The 19,919-nt window shown below is 59.6% G+C and carries 16 protein-coding genes and 2 pseudogenes; 14 read left to right on the plus strand and 4 right to left on the minus strand.

Annotated features, from left to right (window positions below; all coding sequences use genetic code 11):
* Positions 1-80: 80 nt before the first annotated feature.
* The 9 genes and pseudogenes from bcsE to bcsC all read left to right on the plus strand — a co-directional run bounded on the left by bcsE (position 81) and on the right by bcsC (position 13,912).
* Positions 81-1,610 (plus strand): annotated as a pseudogene (gene bcsE, locus EQV90_RS17070) (cellulose biosynthesis protein BcsE).
* Positions 1,607-1,807: a cellulose biosynthesis protein BcsF gene (gene bcsF, locus EQV90_RS17075; RefSeq protein ID WP_003445678.1), complete on the plus strand. Its 201-nt coding sequence runs from the start codon at positions 1,607-1,609 to the stop codon at positions 1,805-1,807. The pseudogene bcsE and the gene bcsF overlap by 4 nt, the downstream one beginning before the upstream one ends.
* Positions 1,794-3,440 carry a cellulose biosynthesis protein BcsG gene (gene bcsG, locus EQV90_RS17080; RefSeq protein ID WP_240878456.1) on the plus strand — a complete coding sequence of 549 codons (1,647 nt, stop codon included), beginning with the start codon at positions 1,794-1,796 and terminating at the stop codon, positions 3,438-3,440. Before bcsF ends, bcsG begins: the two co-directional genes overlap by 14 nt.
* On the plus strand, positions 3,410-3,643 hold the full coding sequence (bcsR, locus tag EQV90_RS17085) for a cellulose biosynthesis protein BcsR (RefSeq protein WP_003445683.1): 234 nt from the start codon (positions 3,410-3,412) through the stop codon (positions 3,641-3,643). Before bcsG ends, bcsR begins: the two co-directional genes overlap by 31 nt.
* Positions 3,640-4,362 carry a cellulose biosynthesis protein BcsQ gene (gene bcsQ / locus EQV90_RS17090; protein WP_003445686.1) on the plus strand — a complete coding sequence of 241 codons (723 nt, stop codon included), beginning with the start codon at positions 3,640-3,642 and terminating at the stop codon, positions 4,360-4,362. The genes bcsR and bcsQ overlap by 4 nt, the downstream gene beginning before the upstream one ends.
* Positions 4,359-6,959, plus strand: a complete 2,601-nt coding sequence (bcsA, locus tag EQV90_RS17095; protein WP_160627730.1) for a UDP-forming cellulose synthase catalytic subunit — start codon at positions 4,359-4,361, stop codon at positions 6,957-6,959. Before bcsQ ends, bcsA begins: the two co-directional genes overlap by 4 nt.
* Positions 6,956-9,277, plus strand: coding sequence for a cellulose biosynthesis cyclic di-GMP-binding regulatory protein BcsB (gene bcsB, locus EQV90_RS17100; RefSeq protein WP_003445691.1), 2,322 nt, complete (start codon positions 6,956-6,958; stop codon positions 9,275-9,277). Before bcsA ends, bcsB begins: the two co-directional genes overlap by 4 nt.
* 4 nt (positions 9,278-9,281) lie before the next feature.
* The gene (gene bcsZ, locus EQV90_RS17105) at positions 9,282-10,394 is read left to right on the plus strand and encodes a cellulose synthase complex periplasmic endoglucanase BcsZ (RefSeq protein ID WP_160627734.1); all 1,113 of its coding nucleotides are present in this window, start codon (positions 9,282-9,284) and stop codon (positions 10,392-10,394) included.
* Positions 10,382-13,912, plus strand: a pseudogene (gene bcsC, locus EQV90_RS17110) (cellulose synthase complex outer membrane protein BcsC). The gene bcsZ and the pseudogene bcsC overlap by 13 nt, the downstream one beginning before the upstream one ends.
* A 339-nt stretch (positions 13,913-14,251) precedes the next feature.
* Here the strand turns inward: bcsC and EQV90_RS17115 are convergent.
* From EQV90_RS17115 to galU, 3 genes are all read right to left on the minus strand, one after another.
* On the minus strand, positions 14,252-14,818 hold the full coding sequence (locus tag EQV90_RS17115) for a hypothetical protein (RefSeq protein WP_240878457.1): 567 nt from the start codon (positions 14,816-14,818) through the stop codon (positions 14,252-14,254).
* 66 nt (positions 14,819-14,884) lie between these two features.
* On the minus strand, positions 14,885-16,243 hold the full coding sequence (gorA, locus tag EQV90_RS17120) for a glutathione-disulfide reductase (RefSeq protein WP_240878458.1): 1,359 nt from the start codon (positions 16,241-16,243) through the stop codon (positions 14,885-14,887).
* Between the two features lie 131 nt (positions 16,244-16,374).
* Positions 16,375-17,214 (minus strand): UTP--glucose-1-phosphate uridylyltransferase GalU, encoded by an 840-nt coding sequence (galU, locus tag EQV90_RS17125; protein WP_003445709.1) that lies wholly within the window; start codon positions 17,212-17,214, stop codon positions 16,375-16,377.
* Between the two features lie 283 nt (positions 17,215-17,497).
* Between galU and EQV90_RS17130 the strand changes: the two genes are divergently transcribed.
* Both EQV90_RS17130 and EQV90_RS17135 read left to right on the plus strand, forming a co-directional pair.
* Positions 17,498-17,689 (plus strand): hypothetical protein, encoded by a 192-nt coding sequence (locus EQV90_RS17130; protein ID WP_081481317.1) that lies wholly within the window; start codon positions 17,498-17,500, stop codon positions 17,687-17,689.
* A gap of 26 nt (positions 17,690-17,715) precedes the next feature.
* Positions 17,716-17,997, plus strand: a complete 282-nt coding sequence (locus EQV90_RS17135; protein ID WP_003445711.1) for a hypothetical protein — start codon at positions 17,716-17,718, stop codon at positions 17,995-17,997.
* 181 nt (positions 17,998-18,178) lie between these two features.
* Here EQV90_RS17135 and EQV90_RS17140 read toward each other — a convergent pair whose 3' ends face one another.
* Positions 18,179-18,529: a hypothetical protein gene (locus EQV90_RS17140; RefSeq protein WP_003445727.1), complete on the minus strand. Its 351-nt coding sequence runs from the start codon at positions 18,527-18,529 to the stop codon at positions 18,179-18,181.
* 210 nt (positions 18,530-18,739) lie between these two features.
* Here EQV90_RS17140 and EQV90_RS17145 point away from each other — a divergent pair, with 210 nt between their 5' ends.
* From EQV90_RS17145 to alkB, 3 genes are read left to right on the plus strand one after another with little or no spacing between them, the layout of a single operon-like run.
* Positions 18,740-19,042 (plus strand): DUF1883 domain-containing protein, encoded by a 303-nt coding sequence (locus EQV90_RS17145; RefSeq protein WP_240878459.1) that lies wholly within the window; start codon positions 18,740-18,742, stop codon positions 19,040-19,042.
* 36 nt (positions 19,043-19,078) lie between these two features.
* Positions 19,079-19,258 (plus strand): hypothetical protein, encoded by a 180-nt coding sequence (locus EQV90_RS17150; protein WP_003445731.1) that lies wholly within the window; start codon positions 19,079-19,081, stop codon positions 19,256-19,258.
* 3 nt (positions 19,259-19,261) lie between these two features.
* Positions 19,262-19,918, plus strand: coding sequence for a DNA oxidative demethylase AlkB (alkB, locus tag EQV90_RS17155; protein ID WP_003445732.1), 657 nt, complete (start codon positions 19,262-19,264; stop codon positions 19,916-19,918).
* The last annotated feature ends 1 nt before the right edge of the window (position 19,919 follow it).

Raw genomic sequence — 19,919 nt, forward strand, 5'->3', positions numbered from 1 at the left:
GAGACAATACTTCCGACAAACATGGGGTGTATTGCAACTCGTATATCCCTGGGGGGACGTTACGCTTGGTTCATATCAGCTTGGCTATCCGTGGATTGCTTGATCAACAGATCGTGTTGCGCACCGGTGGCTTGTATTGGGTCGCGGTCGATCAACAGGCTGATGCAAGGCTGCTGGCCCGACAGTTTCTTGAAGCGATTCCCGAGCATGTACCTGCGACCCTGATTTGCTGTGCGGACGCGGTGCAAAGTATCACCGGCACAATGGCGGCCGATCTGGGCCCCGACAAACTCCGGCAGTTCGAGATCCCCCTCGCCAAAGTCGAGCAAGGGCTCGCCACGCTGACCCGGGATATGGGCCGCATCGGTGTCGCTGCCGGCAGTCAGATTACCTTGCTGCTACCTGCCAGCTGCTGGGCTGAAACCACCACCGCAAAACAGTTGCAACGCTGGTGTCAGCGTCTGCACGAGTGGCTGCAGTTGCGCGATGCAACCTTGCTGGTGATTACCCACGGCGAGGCGCCGCTCCTGCATGCGCAACTGCTGCAACTCAACGAGACATTGTCCGGCCTGGGTCGCCTGTATCGCCATAACGGTGTCATGCGTTACCAACTGCACTTCTGGCACAACCATATGGGGGTAACGGCAGGTCAGGAGTTCAAACTCGCGATCCAGGACAATGCCCTTACCCTGATCCCCGATACCGCAGTCGACGTGCAGCCACGGGTCGGTGACGACCAGCACCTGTACCTGGCCGAACGCGCCGTGCTGGAAGGCACGCCATCACTGTCAAAACACTGGTATCTGTTTGAAAGCCGCGAAGCATTGCTTGCAGAAGCCCGCAACGCCAGACAGGCCACAGTCATTGTCGGGATCGACAACAGCCACCAGCTGCTCGATCTGGCCTAACAACTGCACGACCTGCGGGAACAGTGCGGCCCGACACTGAAGATCGTAGTGCGGGAAATGGAACCCGCCGTGCGCTATCGCGACGAGCGACTGCTGCTGGCCTGCGGGGCCAACCTGATTGTTCCGGACGGCACCCTGCTCTCAAGATTCCTCAGCATGATCGAAAGTGTTCAGGGCCAGCGCTGGCAATACAGCCAGAACAGCGACTTTGCAACGCTGCTGGAACGCCAGCGGCCACCGCAGATTCGCGGTCTGGTAAGCCCGCGGGAATTCTTCGAAACCGTGGAGCAGATTTATAACGACAGTTCCGGTGAAGTCACCCACCAACTGGTCCGGTTTCAACCGGTTCCCGGGCTGGCCGAAGAACTGTTCCTGAACCAGATGTGCCTGCGCCGCTACGGTGACTTTGCCTGCGTACTGGATGAAGACCTGTATCTGTTTCTGTTCGCCTGCCGTGCCGATGGCCTGGACCCGGCCCTGGGAAATATCTGCCGCCTGCCATGGCGTGACATGTTTCTCCAGCGTCAGGTGCTCACCGGCCCCGATGATCTGCCGCAGGACGCTTTTATGCAGGCCGGATCAGTACCTGCCCACCTGAGTATTCCGATTGAAAACACCGTAATGGCGACACCTGCTGCCGGTAGCCGCATGCCGTTAACACCGCAACGCACCACGTTGCCCATTCGTGAGCCACAAGCATGACGTTCCTTGACCTGATTGATGTGATTGTCCTGACCTGCGTGGTAACCGTGCTGCTGACACTGTTCGCACAGCGCATCCGCAGGTACTTGAAGGATCACTTCGAACAGTACCTGTCACCCCGCTATCTGAAATCCCGCGGCGTTCGACGTCGTGCACCTGCCAGCCCTTCTTTGAGAGCGCCCGATGAGTCTGTCTAAGCCTGCCTCCCCGGCGCACAAGATTTCCGGCTCCTGGCGCGGCCTGGGAGCCTGGAATGTGTATTTCCTCGGCAAATTCCTGCTGACCTGGACCGGTCACCTGAACTTCCAGGTATTGCCCAACCTGATCTTCGCCCTGGTGTTGTTGATCCCCATCGGCCATCCAATGCTGCGCCGCGCACGCACCCTGATAGCAATCCCGGTGGCTGTGGCACTGCTGTACCAAGACACCTGGTTCCCGCCGTTCAGCCGTTTGCTGGCGCAACCCGGGGTACTGGATTTCTCTTTCGACTACATCGTTGAATTGCTCGGGCGTTTCATCGACTGGCAAGTGTGTGCCATGTTGCTGTTGCTGGTGGTCGGCTATCTGTTTCTCAGCCAGTGGCTGCGCCTGACCACCTTCACCCTGCTGGGCTTTGCCTGGTTGAGCATGGGCAGCCTGCAATGGCTGCTGCCCCCTGCCGCCGATCAGCAAATGGCCAGCACCCAGCCCGGCCAGACCGCTCAGGCCGGCAGCGGCGGTGAACCGGACGATGCGACGCTCAATGGCTATCTGGACAAATTCTATCTTGCTGAATCAAGCCGCAAGGTCGAATTCAAGGACCCCGCCGTCAAGCCACCGCCGTTTGACCTGCTGGTGATCAATATCTGCTCCATGGCCTGGGACGACCTGGATGCCGTGGGCTTGCGTGATAACTCGCGGTTCAGCCAGATGGATGTGATTTTCGACAACTTCAACTCGGCTACAGCCTACAGCGGCCCGGCAGCGATCCGCCTGTTACGCGCCAGTTGCGGCCAGACATCCCACGCTCAGCTGTACAAGCCACCGGCCGATCAGTGCCTGCTGTTTGATGACCTGCGCAAGCTGGGTTTCTCGGATGAGTTGATGCTGAACCACACCGGCGAGTTCGACGGCTTTCTCCAGGAAGTCCGTGAACAGGGTGAATTGCCACAGCCGGCGCTGGGGGTTGTTCCGGCTGGCCTGCCACGCACCTATGTCGGCTTCGATGGCTCGCCGATCTGGCGCGACCGCGATGTGCTGAGCAAATGGTGGCAACACCGCCTGAACGAAAAGCAGCCGAATATGGCGCTGTTCTACAACACCACCACCCTGCACGACGGTAACCGTCAGGTGCAGTCCGATGGCGGCACCCAGGCAGCCGACTACAGCAGCCGGGCCCAGCTTTTGCTCGATGATTTGAATTCGTTCCTTAAAGAGCTGCAAAAAAGTGGCCGTCGGGTGGTTGTGGCCATCGTGCCTGAGCACGGTGCAGCCCTGCATGGCGACCGGATGCAGATTGCCGGCATGCGCGAAATCCCCAGTGACTCCATCACCCACGTTCCGGTCGGCATCAAGCTGATCAATATGGGCGATAACGGGCAGACCGCACCGGTGCATATCACCGAGCCAAGCAGCTATCTGGCCGTTGCCGAAATCATTGCCCGCCTGTATGCCGACCCGGCCCTCAGTAATGGCCAGACAGTGGACTGGACAAAACTGCTGACTGACCTGCCGCAGACCGCGAAAGTATCGGAAAACTCTGGGACTGTTGTGCTGGACTACAACGGCAAGCCTTATGTGCGAATCAAGGAGAACGGTGGATGGCTACCTTACCCACAGAAGCTCAAATAAGCGCCGACATCCTTTCGCGCAAAGAGCGCGCCGATGACATCGCCCGCCTCAAATCGATGATCGACTTGCCGTCGCTCAATTATGTCGACGTCTCGGCGCAGATGGAGTTGCTGCAAGCCTTTGAACGGTGGCCGCTGCTGGCCCATGTCGAAGAGCTGCAAAGGGCGAACACCCAGGACTTGCCCGCGGAGCCGAACCCATGATCTGCGTGAGCCTGCATGGCGTGCGTGGCGGAGTGGGCACCAGCTCCACCCTGGCGGCACTGGGTTACGCACTGCACCAGCTGGGACAAAAAGTCCTGATGGTCGACATGTGCCCGGAAAACACCCTCGGCTTGCACTTCAACCTCAAGCTCGGCCCGCCTGAGGGCTGGGCGCGGGCCACCCTGGACCAGCAACCCTGGCACCAGCAGGCATGGACCGTTGAGCCCGGGCTCTGTGTACTGCCCTATGGTCAGTTGAGCACTGACGAATACCTGCAGCTCGATGCCTTGCTGCTGGCCGACCCCGAACTCTGGAAGCAGCGCCAGGCAGAGCTGGCCGAGGCCTTTGACTGGATCTTGTTCGATCTGCCGCAACGCTTGCCGGGACATGCGGCTAACCCGCACTGCGAGATCGCAATCACCGTAATCAATGCCGATGCGGCTTGCCATGTACTGTTGCAGCCACAGCTAAGCCATGGGCCCTTGTTGCTGGTCAATCGCTATGACGCGGCCAGCCAGTTACAACGTGACCTGGTGCTGATCTGGCAATATCGCTATGCCCGCTACCTGCTGCCGGTCAGCCTGCATAGCGATGAAGCCGTGGGCGAAGCCCTGGCCCGGCGCGAACCGGCAGGCCGTTATGCCCCGGGCAGCCTGATCGCCCAGGACATCCTCAGCCTTGCCAGTTGGTGCCTGCTGCGTGGCCGGAGGCTTGAATGACAGAGCGCTGGTTTCCCTATACCTATTTGCGCCGTGAACAAAACTGCAGCCGTTTCACGGCCTTTGTTCTGGCTTCGCTTCAGGCGCTCGGCTGGATTTTCCTGCGCCTCGAATCCCCCAGCTGGAAAGCCCTGCGCGCACAGCACCGACGTCTGTACCCGCATCTGGCGGACAAGTCCGCGAGCATTGGCGACCCGCTGCGCTATGCGATCCAGAGCCTGTGGCTGCTGCTGGTGCGCCCGGCCGAGCAGAGCCGGGGCCGCCGCTCGCCAGGCAAGTATGTGCGCTCGCTGCTGCAGGCCTTGCTGAGGATTGTGCAGCAGCCCTGGAACCTGCTGTCCAATGCCTTTGTGCGGTTGCCTACGGCGATCAGCCCGCAAGTGATTAAAAGCACGCGCCGCTGGAACACCATGGGCTGGCCCCTGCGCAAGGCGCTGTACATCGCCATTGGCGTGCTGGCAGCGGTATTGATCATTATCTGCGTGACCGAACCCTTCGGGTATCTGGCACAACTGGTGTTCGTTATCTTGCTGTGGGGCATAGCGATGCTGGTGCGGCGTATACCGGGGCGCTTCCCGACGCTGTTGATGATTGCCCTTTCAGTGATCATCTCGTGCCGCTACCTGTGGTGGCGCTACACCTCGACCCTGAACTGGAACGACTCCCTGGATCTGGTATGCGGCCTTATTTTGCTGCTGGCAGAAACCTACTCCTGGCTGGTGCTGATTCTGGGCTACGTTCAGACCTCCTGGCCGCTCAATCGCCAGCCGGCGCAATTGCCACGCGATACCAGCCTGTGGCCTACGGTCGACCTGCTGATACCTACCTACAACGAAGAGCTCTCGGTGACCCGCGGCACGGTGTATGCCGCGCTGGGTATCGACTGGCCCAAGGACAAGTTGCGCATTCACCTGCTCGATGACGGCAACCGTCCAAGCTTCAAACAGTTCGCCGAGGAAGCGGGCATCAACTATATCGCCCGGACCGACAACCGCCACGCCAAGGCCGGCAACCTGAACCATGCCCTGACCCAGATCGACGGCGAGCTGGTAGCGATTTTTGACTGCGACCACATGCCTGCCCGCTCCTTCCTGCAATTGACCGTGGGCTGGTTTCTGCGCGACCCGAAACTGGCACTGGTGCAAACACCGCACCACTTCCTGTCACCGGACCCGTTCGAGCGCAACCTCGGGACTTTCCGCAACCGCCCCAACGAAGGCGAGCTGTTTTACGGCTTGATCCAGGACGGTAACGATATGTGGAACGCCGCGTTCTTCTGCGGCTCTTGCGCCATCGTCCGGCGTAGCGCGATCGACTCGATCGGTGGCTTTGCCGTCGAAACCGTCACCGAAGATGCCCACACCGCTCTGCGCCTGCATCGCAACGGCTGGAACTCGGCCTACTTGCGCATCCCCCAGGCTGCCGGCCTGGCCACTGAAAGCCTGTCGGCCCATATCGGCCAGCGGATCCGCTGGGCACGGGGCATGGTGCAGATTTTCCGCACCGACAACCCGCTGCTGGGCAAAGGCCTGACCCTCTTCCAGCGTATTTGCTACACCAACGCCATGATGCACTTTCTGGTGGGGCTGCCGCGGATCGTGTTCCTCACTGCGCCGCTGGCCTTTCTGCTGCTGCACGCCTACATCATTTACGCCCCGGCGCTGATGATCCTGCTCTACGTATTGCCGCACATGATCCATGCCAGCCTGACCAACTCACGGATGCAAGGCGCCTATCGCCAGACATTCTGGGGCGAGGTGTACGAGACCGTGCTGGCCTGGTACATCGCACGGCCGACCACCGTGGCCTTGTTCAGCCCGTCCCGGGGCAAGTTCAACGTCACCGCCAAGGGCGGCATGATGGAGGAGAACCAGTTCGACTGGCAGACCGCCAAACCTTACCTGGTGCTGTCGCTGCTCAACGTACTCGGCCTCGGCTTTGCGGTATGGCGCCTGTTTTACGGGCCCAAAGACGAGATTTTCACTATTTTCGTCAGCGTGCTGTGGGTGATTTACAACCTGCTGATCATCGGTGCTGCCGTGGCCGTGGCTGCTGAAGTGCGCCAGGTGCGTCACACCCATCGGGTGCAGACCCGGTTGCCGGGGGCGATCAGACTCAGCGACGGCCACTGCTACCCCTGTGAACTGGTGGACTACTCCGATGGCGGGGTCGGCCTGCAGCTCATTCAGCCCCTGCAATTGCCGGTCGGCACCCTGGTGTCACTGATTCTGCAGCGCGGCAACCGCGAGTTTGTATTCACCGGCAGCCTGACCCGCTCCCACGACATGTTTATGGGTTTGAGCTTCGCCGGGTTGGCGCCCGAACAGAAAATCGAGTTCGTCCAGTGCACCTTTGGCCGGGCCGATGCCTGGCTCGATCACAACAGCGGATTCGAAGCCGACAAGCCGATCCAGAGCCTGAGAGAAATTCTCGCCCTGGGCGCCAAAGGCTATTACCGCCTTTACCAATACCTGCCTGCCTGGGTGCGCACGCTTGCGCGTCCGTTCATGCGAGTTCTTCAGTGGCTGGGCAGCTTTTTGCCGCGCATGCCCAAAGCGTCCACCCCTCTTATCTCCCGGCCAGTGAGCAGATCATGAGTCGATTTTCCAAAAAAGCTTTTTTCGCCAGCCTTGCGCTAATGACCTTCGCCTCACAGCTGATGTCTGCACCGCTGCCATTGCCGGGCAGCTCGCCTGCGCCGCTGCCCAAGCCGCCCGTGGAGGACTCGCTCCAGCCATTGCCGAGCTGGACGGTGACCCGCACCTTTGAACAGCTGGGGCGTGCCACCGACACCCTGCTGCTGGGGATCAACAACTCGGAGCAAGTGGAGTTCACCCTGCGCCGCGACCGGATTGCCAGCGATGCCCGCCTGCAACTGGAGTACACCCCCTCGCCCTCGCTGATCCCGACCGTCTCCCATATCCGGGTGTACCTCAATGATGTGCTGATGGGGGTGCTACCCATCGACAAGGATCAACTGGGGCGTAAAACCACTCAGCAGATGGCCCTTGATCCGCGCCTGATTTCGGACTTCAACCGGGTTCGCCTGGAGTTTATCGGCCACTACACCGATATCTGCGAAGACCCGGCCAACAGCACCCTGTGGGTCAATATCAGCCGTTCCAGCAGCATCACCCTGCAAGAGCAGGCGCTGAGCCTGACCAACGATCTGGCTTTTTTCCCGCTGCCGTTCTTTGATCCACGCAACAGCGGCAAACTTGAACTGCCGTTTGTATTCGCTGCCAACCCGACCCTGGGCGAACAGAAAGCCGCCGCCATTCTGGCGTCGTACTTCGGCAGCCAGTCCAACTGGCGCGGCGCCAGTTTCCCGGTGCTGTATGACGCTTTGCCAAGCGTACAAAACAAGGAAGCCACTCAGCCTTCGGTGGTGTTTGCCACCAATGATCACCGCCCGGCGTTCATGAGCGACCTGGAAAAATTCCCGGCCGTGACCGCGCCTGTGGTCGAGCTGATTGACCACCCGGATGCGCCTTACAGCAAAATCCTGCTGATCATGGGCCGTAACGAAGAAGACCTGGCCACCGCGGCCAAGGCCCTCGCTCTGGGCGGCAACCTGCTGCGCGGCTCTCGCGTGACCATCGACAAGGTCGAAGAACTGCAGCCCCGCAAACCTTACGATGCCCCGGCCTGGATGCGTACCGACCGCCCGGTGCGCTTCGCCGAGCTGATCAGCTACCCGCAGCAGCTGCAAGTAAGCGGATTGCAACCGCGGCCGATCACCCTGGATGTGAACCTGCCACCCGACCTGTTTGTGTGGCGCAACCAGGGCATTCCGTTGCGCACCCAATACCGTTACACCGCACCGTCGGCCAATGATGATTCGCGCCTGAACATCAGCCTCAACGAACAGTTCATCACCAGCCTGCCTTTGGTCCGCAAAGACACCAGCAGCCTTGAAGAACTGCGTCTGGCGGTGCTGTCCAACGACACGGCCAATGCCAATGACAAGCTGGTGGTACCTTCGCTGAAAATTGGCGACCGCAACCGCCTGCGTTTCGACTTCAACTTCGCCAGTACCATGGGCAGCGCCCAGCGTGATCGTTGCCAGACCATACTGCCGGCCAACACCCAGGCCATCATCGATGAAGACTCGACCATCGACCTGTCCGGCTACCACCACTACATCAGCATGCCAGACCTCAAGGCCTTCGCCCGCAGCGGTTTCCCGTTCAGCCGCATGGCCGACATGTCGGAATCGATCGTGGTGGTGCCGGCCAAGACCACTCCTACCCAGATCAGTACCCTGCTTGAAGCCGTGGCCGGGATTTCTGCCCGCTCCGGCTATCCGGCCTTCGGTTTGCGCCTGAGCGATGACTGGCAGGCGGCAGCCAAAGAAGACGCTGATCTGCTGTTGCTGGGGCAAATGGCACCGGAGATGCGCGACAATCCGGACCTGAGCCTGTTGCTGCAACGCCAGCGCGACATGCTGGTACAGCCTTATGGCAATTCCGCCATCGATGCCAACAATCGCCGCGGCCCGTCGCCTGATCAGCGCAACAAACCGGCCAACCGCACAGAGGTCACGGCCCAGGCACCGATTGCAGCCATTCTGGGCATGCAGTCACCGCACCATGACCAGCGCAGCATCGTTGCACTGCTGGGCAATGACGACGCCGACTACAACCTGCTGCGTGATGCCATCGGCGACAGCGGCAAACTGGATGCAGTGGCAGGCTCTGTTGCGCTGATTCGCAGCAGCGGGGTTTATAGCCAACTGGTGGGTGACCAGTACTACGTGGGTAATCTGCCGTGGTACCTGCTGCTGTGGTATCAACTGTCCGAGCACCCGGTGTTGCTGGCGGTACTGGCGGTCATCAGCGTTCTGCTGACAGCCTTCCTGCTGTGGCGGGCCCTGAGCTGGGCAGCCAACCGTCGCCTGCACAAGGATGACTGAGACCATGGGACGCCTTGCTGCACTGGCCCTGTCCGTGACCCTCGGCGCCTTGCCCCAGGTGGTGAGCGCTGCTACCTGTAACTGGCCCGCCTGGGACAGTTACAAGAAGGCGATGATGAGCGCCGACGGACGCATTATCGATAGCTCCTCGGCGCAGCTGATCACCACCTCCGAGGGGCAAAGCTACGGGCTGTTTTTTGCCCTGGTGGGTAACGACCGGCAAGGTTTCGCAAAAATTCTCGACTGGACCCGCAACAACCTGGCCCAGGGCAATCTTGATAAGCATCTGCCCGCGTGGCAGTGGGGACAGTCCAAGAGCGGCAAATGGCAAGTGCTGGATAGCAACAACGCCAGCGATTCCGACCTGTGGATTGCCTACAGCTTGCTGGAGGCCGGGCGGCTGTGGCAGTGGCCGGCTTATATCGCGCAAGGGCAAAACATGCTCTGGCGCAGCGCCGCCCAAAGCCTGCGCACGTTACCCGGGCTGGGCCTGATGCTACTGCCCGGTGATGTGGGATTTGACAGCGATCAAGGCTGGCGCCTGAACCCCAGCTATATGCCGCCCCAACTGCTGGCCCGCTTTGCCCAGATCTCACCTATCTGGGCCGAGCTGGCAAGCAATCAGCAACGTCTGCTGATCGAAGGTTCGCCCAAGGGTTTTGCCCCTGACTGGCTGCTGTGGCAAGCCGCAGGCGGCTGGGCCCCGGACCCCAAGGATGGCAGCGCGGGGGACTACGATGCGATCCGCGTCTACCTGTGGCTCGGCATGCTGGCCCCGGACGCGACCAATCGCCAGACCCTGCAACAGCACTTTGCCCCCATGGTCAATCTGACCCGGACCCTGGGTTATCCGCCAGAGAGCGTAGATGCCATAACCGGCACCTACACCGGCACCGGTCCGGTGGGTTTCTCAGGGGCCCTGTTACCGCTGCTCGCCAGCGCCGATTCACCGGCGCTGGCGGTCCAGCAGGCTCGCGTGCAGCAAGACCCGCCCGCGGCCGATGCTTATTACAACCAGTCGTTGCTGTTGTTCGGCCAGGGCTGGGATCAACAACGCTATCGCTTTGACAAGGATGGTCGGCTCAGTCCTGCGTGGGCGAACACATGCAAAAATTAACGACATGGGCGTTATTGCTCAGCGGTTTTTCCACTGCGGCCATGGCCCAGCCAGTCAGCGTGCAGGATCAGCAACAGTGGTTGCTGGAGCAGGTGCGGATCGGTGAAGCCTTGTACCGCGAAGATCTGGTGCGCGACTCATTGGCGCGCCTGAGCCTGATCGCACCGAACAATCCCCAAGCGCTGGTGGCCTCGATCCGCCAGGCCTTGCTGGACAAAAACCCGGGGCTGGCAAACCAGCGCCTTGCACAATTGCAAAGCATCGCGCCCGACTCGCCAGCGCTGCGCCAGGCCCAGAGCCTGATGAAACTGCAAGACCCGCAAAGCCAGAAAGCCCTGCAGCAGGCCCGCCTGTTTGCCGCCGCAGGCCGCCCGGAAGAAGCTGCCACCATTTTCGAGCAACTGTTTGGCAATGCGCCTCCGGATTTCGCCACCTCACTGGAATATCTGCGTATTCGCAGCAATATCCCCGGCCAACGGCCCAGGGTGATCGAACAACTGCGCGCACTGGATAGCCAGTACCCGGGTAACGTGGGGCTGCGCCAAACCCTGGCCGATTTGCTGTTCCGTGAGAATCGGGCACCTGAAGCGCTGGTGGTGCTGCATCAACTGTCAACCGACCCGCTGGCCAGCAACTCCGCCGCCGAGCGCGAATACCAGTACCTCAATGGCCAGCCCGTGAATCGCTCTACCGCCCAGGCCTGGCAGGCTTTTGTCAATCGGTACCCGGCCTCCCCGCTGCTTGGCGAAGCCAGCAAAAATCTGCAGACCCAACAGCATTTGCTTGGTGATCCGGCCTGGCAAGCAGGCGCACAGGGCAAGCAGATGATTGATCAGTCCCGTAACCCTGTGGCCGCCGAAGGTCTGCTGCGCCGTGCCATCAAGCAATATCCCGAGGACCCGACGCTCTACGGAGCATTGGGTATGGCCCTGTTTCGCCAGGGCCGCTATCAGGAGTCCAGTGCCAATTTCGCCACCGCGCGGACCAAGGATCAGGACACGTCCAATATCAGCAAATGGCAAGACCTGATGGACGCCAGCCGTTATCGGATGCTGCTCAGTCAAGGCGACAAGGCCCTGGAGCAGAACAACCTGGTCGCTGCCCGCAACGCTTACCAACAAGCGCGCAAAGCCAAACCTGCGGATGCCGACCCGCTGATCGGGCTGGCCAGCGTTGCCCGTGCCGGACACGATGATATCCAGGCTGAAGCCCTGCTGCTGCAGGCCCGTCGCCTGGAACCCGGCAATGGCAGTGCGGTGCGCGCTCTGGTGCGCCTGTATACCGCCCAGTCACCGGACAAGGCCAAGGCCTTCCTCAATAGCCTGCCCCCTGCCAGTCAAAGGGAATTCGCCGGGTTGCGCCAAAGCCTGGAGCTGGACGAGCTCAACCGCCAGGCCGATGCCGCCGCTGAGCGCAAGGACTGGCCCCAAGTGGTGGCGCTGCTGAGCAAAATCCGCAACTTGACCCCTGATGAACCCTGGCTGACTTATCGCCTGGCCAATGCCCAGCGCGAAATCAATCAACCGGGCGCCGCCGACGCCAGTTTCAAACAGTTGATGCAGCGCCAGGGCAAAAATCCGCAGGCGCTTTACGCTTACGCGCTTTACCTGTCGAGCACCGAGCGCGATGCCAGTGCCTTGAGCACGCTGGAACTGTTGCCCAGGGCGCAATGGACTGACGACATGGTTCAGCTCGATGCGCGCTTGCAGCGCAACGTGCTGGTGGCCCGGGCCGACAGTCTGCGCGCAGCCGGCCAGGAGCCCCAGGCGATTGCCCTGCTGATGCAAAAACCCGACAACGACGACCTGATGACCGTTGGCAGATGGGCCCAGGAACGCGGCGACTTTACCCAGGCGCAAAAGCTGTACAGCCAGGTGCTGAAGAATGAACCTGGCGACATCAATGCGCAGTTGGGACAAATCGAGAGCCTGATTGCCAGTAAGCAACTGGCCCCGGCCCGTCAGCAGTTGGCACAGTTCAAGCCGGCTCCGGGCGTGGTCTTGACCCCTGCGCAGCAACGCCGGGTGGCCAACGCCTGGTCCGACGTGGGTGAGCCGGGGAAAGCCCGGGCCATGTACGCCGAGCTGCTGAAGACGCCCCAGGCCGACCCGTTGATGTACCGCGATGCAGCGCGCCTGATCTCCGCGACTGAGCCGCAGCAAGCCCTGGACTATTACGCCAAAAGCATGGCCGGTGCCGGGTTGCTGCCCGCGCAGCAGGCCAGCCCGCGGGACGATCGCGCCATGACCATAGCCAGTCGTGAAAAAGACGATGACCAATGGCTGGCGAGCAGCCTGCGCAGTGACGTGGATGAACTGTACCAGCGACAAAATCCGACGCTGCATCTGTACACTGATTACGGCTGGCGCTCGGACAATGCCTCCCAGGGCACCTCGGATACGGACACCCGGACCACCATCCTGTAACTGGATTTACCGATTGCCGATGGCACCGGCTTTATGCGGGCCGAGCAGATCAACATGGATGCCGGGGCTTTCAAAGCCGACCCGGACGGTCTTGTCCGTGAGAACTATGGCACCTGCGGGGTAGCCGTAAGGCGCAAAGGCACCGACGGACCGGACTTCTCGGGCTGTGAGGACCGCTCGCAATCGGCCAATGGCACCATGCTGGCGGCTGGCTGGAAAAATGAGACATGGAACGTTGATATCGGCCGCACGCCGGATACGTTCAAAGTGCCTAACTGGCTCGGCGGCGTGGCCTACAGCAGCAAGATCGGCTCAGTGGGCTGGACGCTGACCGGATCGCGCCGGCCTTTGAGCAACTCGATCCTGTCGTACTCCGGTGCGACCGACCCCAATACGGGCGTGACTTGGGGGGGTGTGACCTCTAACGGCGTAACCCTGAGCCTGAGCCACGACGAAGGCGGTGTTGACGGCGTGTGGGCCAGTCTTGGGCAGCATTGGCTGGTTGGCAAGAATGTCGAAGACAACCACAAGAACACCGCCATGGCGGGCTATTACTATCGCCTGGTGGAGCGCGCCGATGAACGCATGCGCACCGGTCTGACCGTGATGTACTGGAGCTACGACAAAGACCTGAGCGAATACACCCTGGGCCAGGGCGGGTATTACAGTCCCCAGCAATACTTCTCCATCGGCGTACCGCTCAACTACGCCTTTCGTACGCCCAACTGGTCGGTATCCCTGGAAAGCTCGGTGGGCTGGTCGTACGCCCAAACCAAGTCCAACGACCTCTACCCTCTGAGCGGGCTGAACGACAAGCTTCTGCACGCAGTGGATCAGGCCGGCTACGAGCTATCGGAAGGGCTGGGAGAGACGTCGGGAGGCAACAGCAATGGCATCGGCATTCGCCTGCAGGGCCTGGTAGAACGCCGGCTGACGGACAATCTGGTGCTGGGCGGTGGCTTGCTCTATCAACACAGTGAAGGCTACGCCCCAAGCCGGGCGATGCTCTACCTGCGGTATACGTTTGACACCTGGCAGGGCAACTTGCCGATGCCGGTGCAACCGTTGATACCGTATGCGGACTTCAGATAGCTGATGCGCATGCTCTTTTTTGTTGTGGGAGCTGGCTTGCCGGCGATGCGGATAACGCGGTTCATCATGTAAACCGCGTCGCCGCCATCGCGAGCAAGCTCGCTCCTACAGGCCGGAGTTGGGCATGCTGTTTTTGTTGTGGGAGCCGGCTTGCCGGCGATACGGATAACGCGGTTCTTCATGTAAACCGCGTCGCCGCCATCGCGAGCAAGCTCGCTCCTACAGGTACAGCCCGGGGTTGAGCATGCTGTTTTAGTTGTGAGAGCCGGCTTGCCGGCGATGCGGGTAACGCGGTTCATCATGTAAACCGCGTCACCGCCATCGCGAGCAAGCTCGCTCCTACAGGTATAGGCCGGGGTTGGGCATGCTGTTTTTTGTTGTGGGAGCCGGCTTGCCGGCGATACGGATAACGCGGCTCTTCAGGTAAACCGCGTCGCGGCCATCGCGAGCAAGCTCGCTCCTACAGGTACAGGCCGGAGTTGAGCATGCTGTTTTTGGTGTGGGAGCCGGCTTGCCGGCGATGCGGGTAACGCGATTCATCATGTAAACCGCGTCACCGCCATCGCGAGCAAGCTCGCTCCTACAGGTACAGGCCGGGGTTGGGAATGCTGTCTTTGTTGTGGGAGCCGGCTTGCCGGCGATGCGGATAACGCGGTTCTTCAGGTAAACCGCGTCGCGGCCATCGCGAGCAAGCTCGCTCCTACAGGTATAGGCCGGGGTTGGGCATGTTGTTTTTGTTGTGGGAGCCGGCTTGCCGGCGATGCGGGTACGGATAACGCAGTTTTTCAGGTAAACCGCATCGCCGCCATCGCGAGCAAGCTCGCTCCTACAGGTACAGGCCGGGGTTGGGCATGCTGTTTTTATTGTGGGAGCCGGCTTGCCGGCGATACGGATAACGCGGTTCATCAGGTAAACCGCGTCGCGGCCATCGCGAGCAAGCTCGCTCCTACAGGCCGGTGTGGGAGCCGGCTCTTAACCTTTGGCCGGGGTACGCATGGTCACGAACTCTTCGGCTGCGGTCGGGTGCACGCCGATGGTTTCGTCGAAATGCTGCTTGGTGGCACCGGCCTTCAAGGCAATTGCCAGGCCCTGGACGATCTCCCCCGCCTCTGGCCCGACCATGTGGCAGCCCAGCACTTTATCGTTGTCGGCATCAACCACCAGCTTCATCAGTGTGCGTTCCTGGCACTCTGTGAGGGTCAGTTTCATCGGCCGGAAGCTGCTCTCGAAAATCCGCACCTGGTGCCCGTCTTCAATCGCCTGCTCTTCGCTCAAGCCCACGGTGCCGATATTCGGCAAGCTGAACACCGCAGTCGGGATCATCTTGTAGTCCACTGGGCGGTACTGCTCAGGCTTGAACAGACGCCGTGCCACGGCCATGCCTTCGGCCAGTGCAACCGGCGTCAACTGTACCCGGCCAATCACGTCGCCAATCGCCAGAATCGATGGCTCGGCGCTTTGGTACAGCTCGTCCACTTCAACAAAACCGCGCTCGTCGAGTTTGACCCCGGTGTTCTCCAGCCCCAGGTTATCGAGCATCGGACGACGTCCGGTGGCATAGAACACGCAATCGGCAACCAGCTCGCGGCCATCTTTGAGGGTGGCTTTGAGGCTGCCATCCGCCTGCTTGTCGATACGGGCAATATCGGCGTTGAATTGCACGTCCATCCCGCGCTTGATCAACTCTTGGTGCAGATGCTTGCGCACCGCTCCGTCGAAACCGCGCAAGAACATCTCGCCGCGATACAGCAACGAAGTCGTGGCGCCCAGCCCGTGGAAAATCCCGGCAAACTCCACCGCAATGTAACCACCGCCCACGACCAGTACACGCTTTGGCAACTCTTTAAGAAAGAACGCTTCGTTGGAGCTGATCGCGTGTTCGTGACCCGGGATTTCAGGGATCTGCGGCCAGCCACCGGTAGCAATCAGTATGTTCTTGGCGGTGTGGCGCTGACCGTTGACCTCCACTTCGTTGGGACCGGTCAGTCTGGCGTGGCCTTCGAGCAGGGTCACGCCACTGTTGACCAGCAGGTTGCGGTAGATGCCATTGAGACGATGAATCTCGCGGTCCTTGTTGGCGATCAGGGTTGGCCAGTCAAACTTCGCCTCGCCCAGGCTCCAGCCAAACCCCGAAGCCTGTTCGAAATCCTCGGAAAAATGTGCGCCGTAGACCAGCAGCTTTTTGGGTACACACCCGACGTTGACGCACGTACCGCCCAAATAGCGGCTTTCCGCTACCGCGACTTTGGCACCGAAACCTGCAGCAAAACGGGCCGCGCGCACACCGCCGGATCCCGCACCAATTACAAACAAATCAAATTCGTAGGCCATTTCTATCTCCTGGGCAGCTCATCAGCATAATCACTTCAGCGCGATTGACCAGCACCGGTGCTGACGAATGTAAAAAAACGAAAAAACCACCCGCAGGTGGCTTTCTCTTGAAACGTTACAGACGGGCTCTGTTAGTAAGCTTTGCCCGTTTTGTAGAAGTTCTCGAAGCAGAAGTTGGTTGCTTCGATATAGCCTTCAGCACCACCGCAGTCGAAACGCTTGCCTTTGAATTTGTAGGCAATTACGCAACCGTTTTGCGCCTGTTTCATCAAGGCGTCGGTGATCTGGATCTCGCCACCTTTACCCGGCTCGGTCTGTTTGATCAGTTCGAAAATATCCGGAGTCAGGATGTAGCGACCGATAATGGCCAGGTTCGAAGGAGCATCTTCGGGCGCCGGTTTTTCAACCATGTTACGCACGCGGTACAGATCGTCGCCAATCAGGTCGCCAGCGATAACGCCGTACTTGTTGGTTTCCTGGGGATCAACTTCCTGGATCGCAATGATGGTGCAGCGATACTGGTTGTACAGCTTGACCATTTGCGTCAGAACACCGTCGCCTTCCAGGTTGACGCACAGGTCGTCCGCCAGTACTACGGCAAAGGGTTCGTCGCCGATCAGCGGGCGGCCGGTCAGAATCGCGTGACCCAGGCCTTTCATTTCGGTTTGACGGGTGTAAGAGAAAGAACATTCGCTCAGCAGGCGACGGATACCGACCAGGTACTTTTCTTTATCTGTGCCCTTGATCTGGTTTTCCAGCTCGTAGCTGATATCGAAGTGGTCTTCCAGTGCGCGCTTGCCACGTCCGGTCACGATGGAGATTTCGTTCAGGCCAGCGTCCAGTGCTTCTTCAACCCCGTACTGGATCAGTGGCTTGTTCACCACCGGCAGCATTTCTTTAGGCATGGCTTTGGTCGCTGGCAAAAAGCGAGTGCCGTAACCGGCTGCTGGGAACAAGCATTTCTTGATCATATGAGTCCTTAAAAGGGCTGTACGTTCGAATTTTGGCGCAGTCTAATCAGGCGGCTTCGAGCTTACAATGCCTCCCGATAGCAAACTGATGCCAACATAGAGAAAATTTGCGCCAGTTAGTTCACTTATTGCCTGTTTTTCTAATCGCCACTGCTCCACATGACCTGTGGACCAGCCCGCACGGGCTCTGAAGCAGTGTGGGCAAACTGGCATTACTCGAGCTTTAAGCCCTGAATAAGCGCTATTATTACGCCCATTCCCCCGCCAACAAGGCCACTGCACCATGTCCGCCACAACAAACAGCATCAACGGTTACCTGATAAAAAATGTCAGCCCGAATCAATGGTGGATTACCGACTCGGCTGACGAGCAAGTCGCCGGTCCTTTTGAGTCGGAACAGGCCGCAGTAGAGGTTGCCTCTGTACTCCAGGATCAGCCAGCACCCGCAGCCCGTCGACGCAACAATAAATCCTGACCCCTAACTCTCGAAGACTGACCCTGATGAATAAGCCCCTGACGCTTCTTGCACTATTGGTTCTTGGCGGCTGTGCCACTGCATCCAGCACCTATCTGGTGGATGGCAAGCAAGGACTGAGCATAGACTGTTCTGGCGAGGCCATGTCCTGGGCCAAGTGCTACGAAAAGGCTGACGCCTCCTGTGCCGGGACCGGCTACAGCATTGTGGGAACTGACGGCTCACCGGTGGCGGACAATAGTCAGAAAACCTTGGGCGTAGATGTGGGCAATTTCAACAGCCGAAATATTGTGGTGGTGTGCAAGTAGTTTACTCAGGACAGACTTTGGGCCCACAGCACTAACCTGCCGCTAACGCCAAGCCCCGGCTTGCTGTCTGAACGCCCTCTGCACTTGCACCGGGTTTAATCCCGGGCACAAAAAAACCTGACACCGCAAGCAGCAGCCGTCAGGTTTTACAGAGGGGACAGTGGGCCCGGATTGCCAGCGATCAACCAGAAATACAATGGGTTGCGGCTTTGCGGATATCTCCCGGACGCACCGGCACGTTGGACATGCTTTCATAGACCTTGATGCTGCTGCCGCCGGAACGCTCTTCAATATCAATCACGGCTGTAGGATTCGACGTCAGCTTTTGCGGGACGATGATTCGTAAACCTTCTTTATGCGGCTCAATTTGTGGCGCCCTTCGAGTACTGGACAGTTGTTGTACCAGGCACTGAGCGTACGCATCAGGCTTCTTGCCTGATATCACACTCATGGTGGGCAGCGTCTGTTCTATATCCGTGACTGATGCACAGCCACCCAAAACCAGCATTGCCAACAGAACGCCCCGCTTCATACATTTCCTCCGTTAAAGATCCTACGACAGTGGATCTCCAGGTTTTCTCCCCGGCCACAGGGAATAAATATTCAATTGTGGCGAATTATCCGCGTTTTGCGTCAGACTTGTCTGCATCGAGGCATAATATGCGGCTTTAGTCTCCTTTTTGGACTAAAGCACATGCTATCTTGCTGATTTTTCAGCTAAAGCCCTCCCCTTGGAGCCCCCATGAAATTTATTCACCAGCGCGAGCACCTTAACGAAGACGACATTGTCGTCATCGAGTGCTCTCAACCCTGCAATATTCGCCTGATGAGCGACGCACATTTCCGCAGCTTCAAAAATGGTGGCCGTCACTCCTACCACGGCGGCGCATTCAAGGATTTCCCGGCCAGAATCACGACACCCAGCACCGGCTTCTGGAACATCACCATTGATACCGTTACCAGCCGGGCGATTAGCGTGACCCGCAAGCCAAGCTTCCAGCCTACGATCAAGATCGTGCGTCGCTCCAGCTCCAAACTCCGCTAAGCCTGACATCCCCGGCCTTCAAAGACAGGAAATATTGTGGACACTACGCGTAACACCACTAAATACGTGATCAAGTACAAACTCAACGGCGAGCGTCGTTTCGAGTTTGCACAGCTACCCACCGGCTCCGATGAAGAAGCCCGCGCAGCGCTTGAAATCATTCACGCTGGCTCGGACGACAAGATCACTGATGTCAAAGCGAGCAAGCCGCTTTAACCAATGACTCTCGACCTGTTTGCTGACGAGGACCTGCAGCAACCCGCCCGACTGCAAAGCATCAGCGAGCAGGGGTTTGTGCTTCGCGGGTTTGCCTTGCCGTGGGCCGAGGCACTCTTGCAGGCTCTGGCCGGCGTCTTGATCCAGTCACCTTTTCGGCACATGCAGACGCCCGGCGGTTTCACCATGTCGGCGCGCTTGAGCAGCTGTGGCGAATTGGGCTGGACCAGTGATTGCAATGGCTACAGTTACAGCCCGGTCGACCCGTTGCGCAAGCAGCCCTGGCCTGCCATGCCCGACACCTTCCTCGCGCTGGCCGAAGCGGCCGCAGGCGCAGCAGGCTTTGAACATTTCGTCCCCGATGCCTGCCTGATCAATTGCTACGTCCCCGGGGCAAAAATGTCTCTGCATCAGGACAAAAACGAACGTTCCCTTGAAGCGCCCATTGTCTCGATCTCTTTGGGGTTGCCGGCTGTTTTTCAGTTTGGCGGCTTTGAGCGCAGCGACCCGGCACAACGCATTTCCTTATTTCATGGTGACATCGTGGTCTGGGGTGGCGTTGACCGCCTGCGCTACCACGGTGTGCTGCCAATCCAGCCGGGGCAGCACCCGGTATTGGGAGAACAACGCATAAATATCACTCTGCGCAAGGCAGGCTGAG

Source organism: Pseudomonas sp. TMW22089 (assembly GCF_022496645.1).
In the GTDB taxonomy this organism is placed as follows: domain Bacteria; phylum Pseudomonadota; class Gammaproteobacteria; order Pseudomonadales; family Pseudomonadaceae; genus Aquipseudomonas; species Aquipseudomonas paraversuta.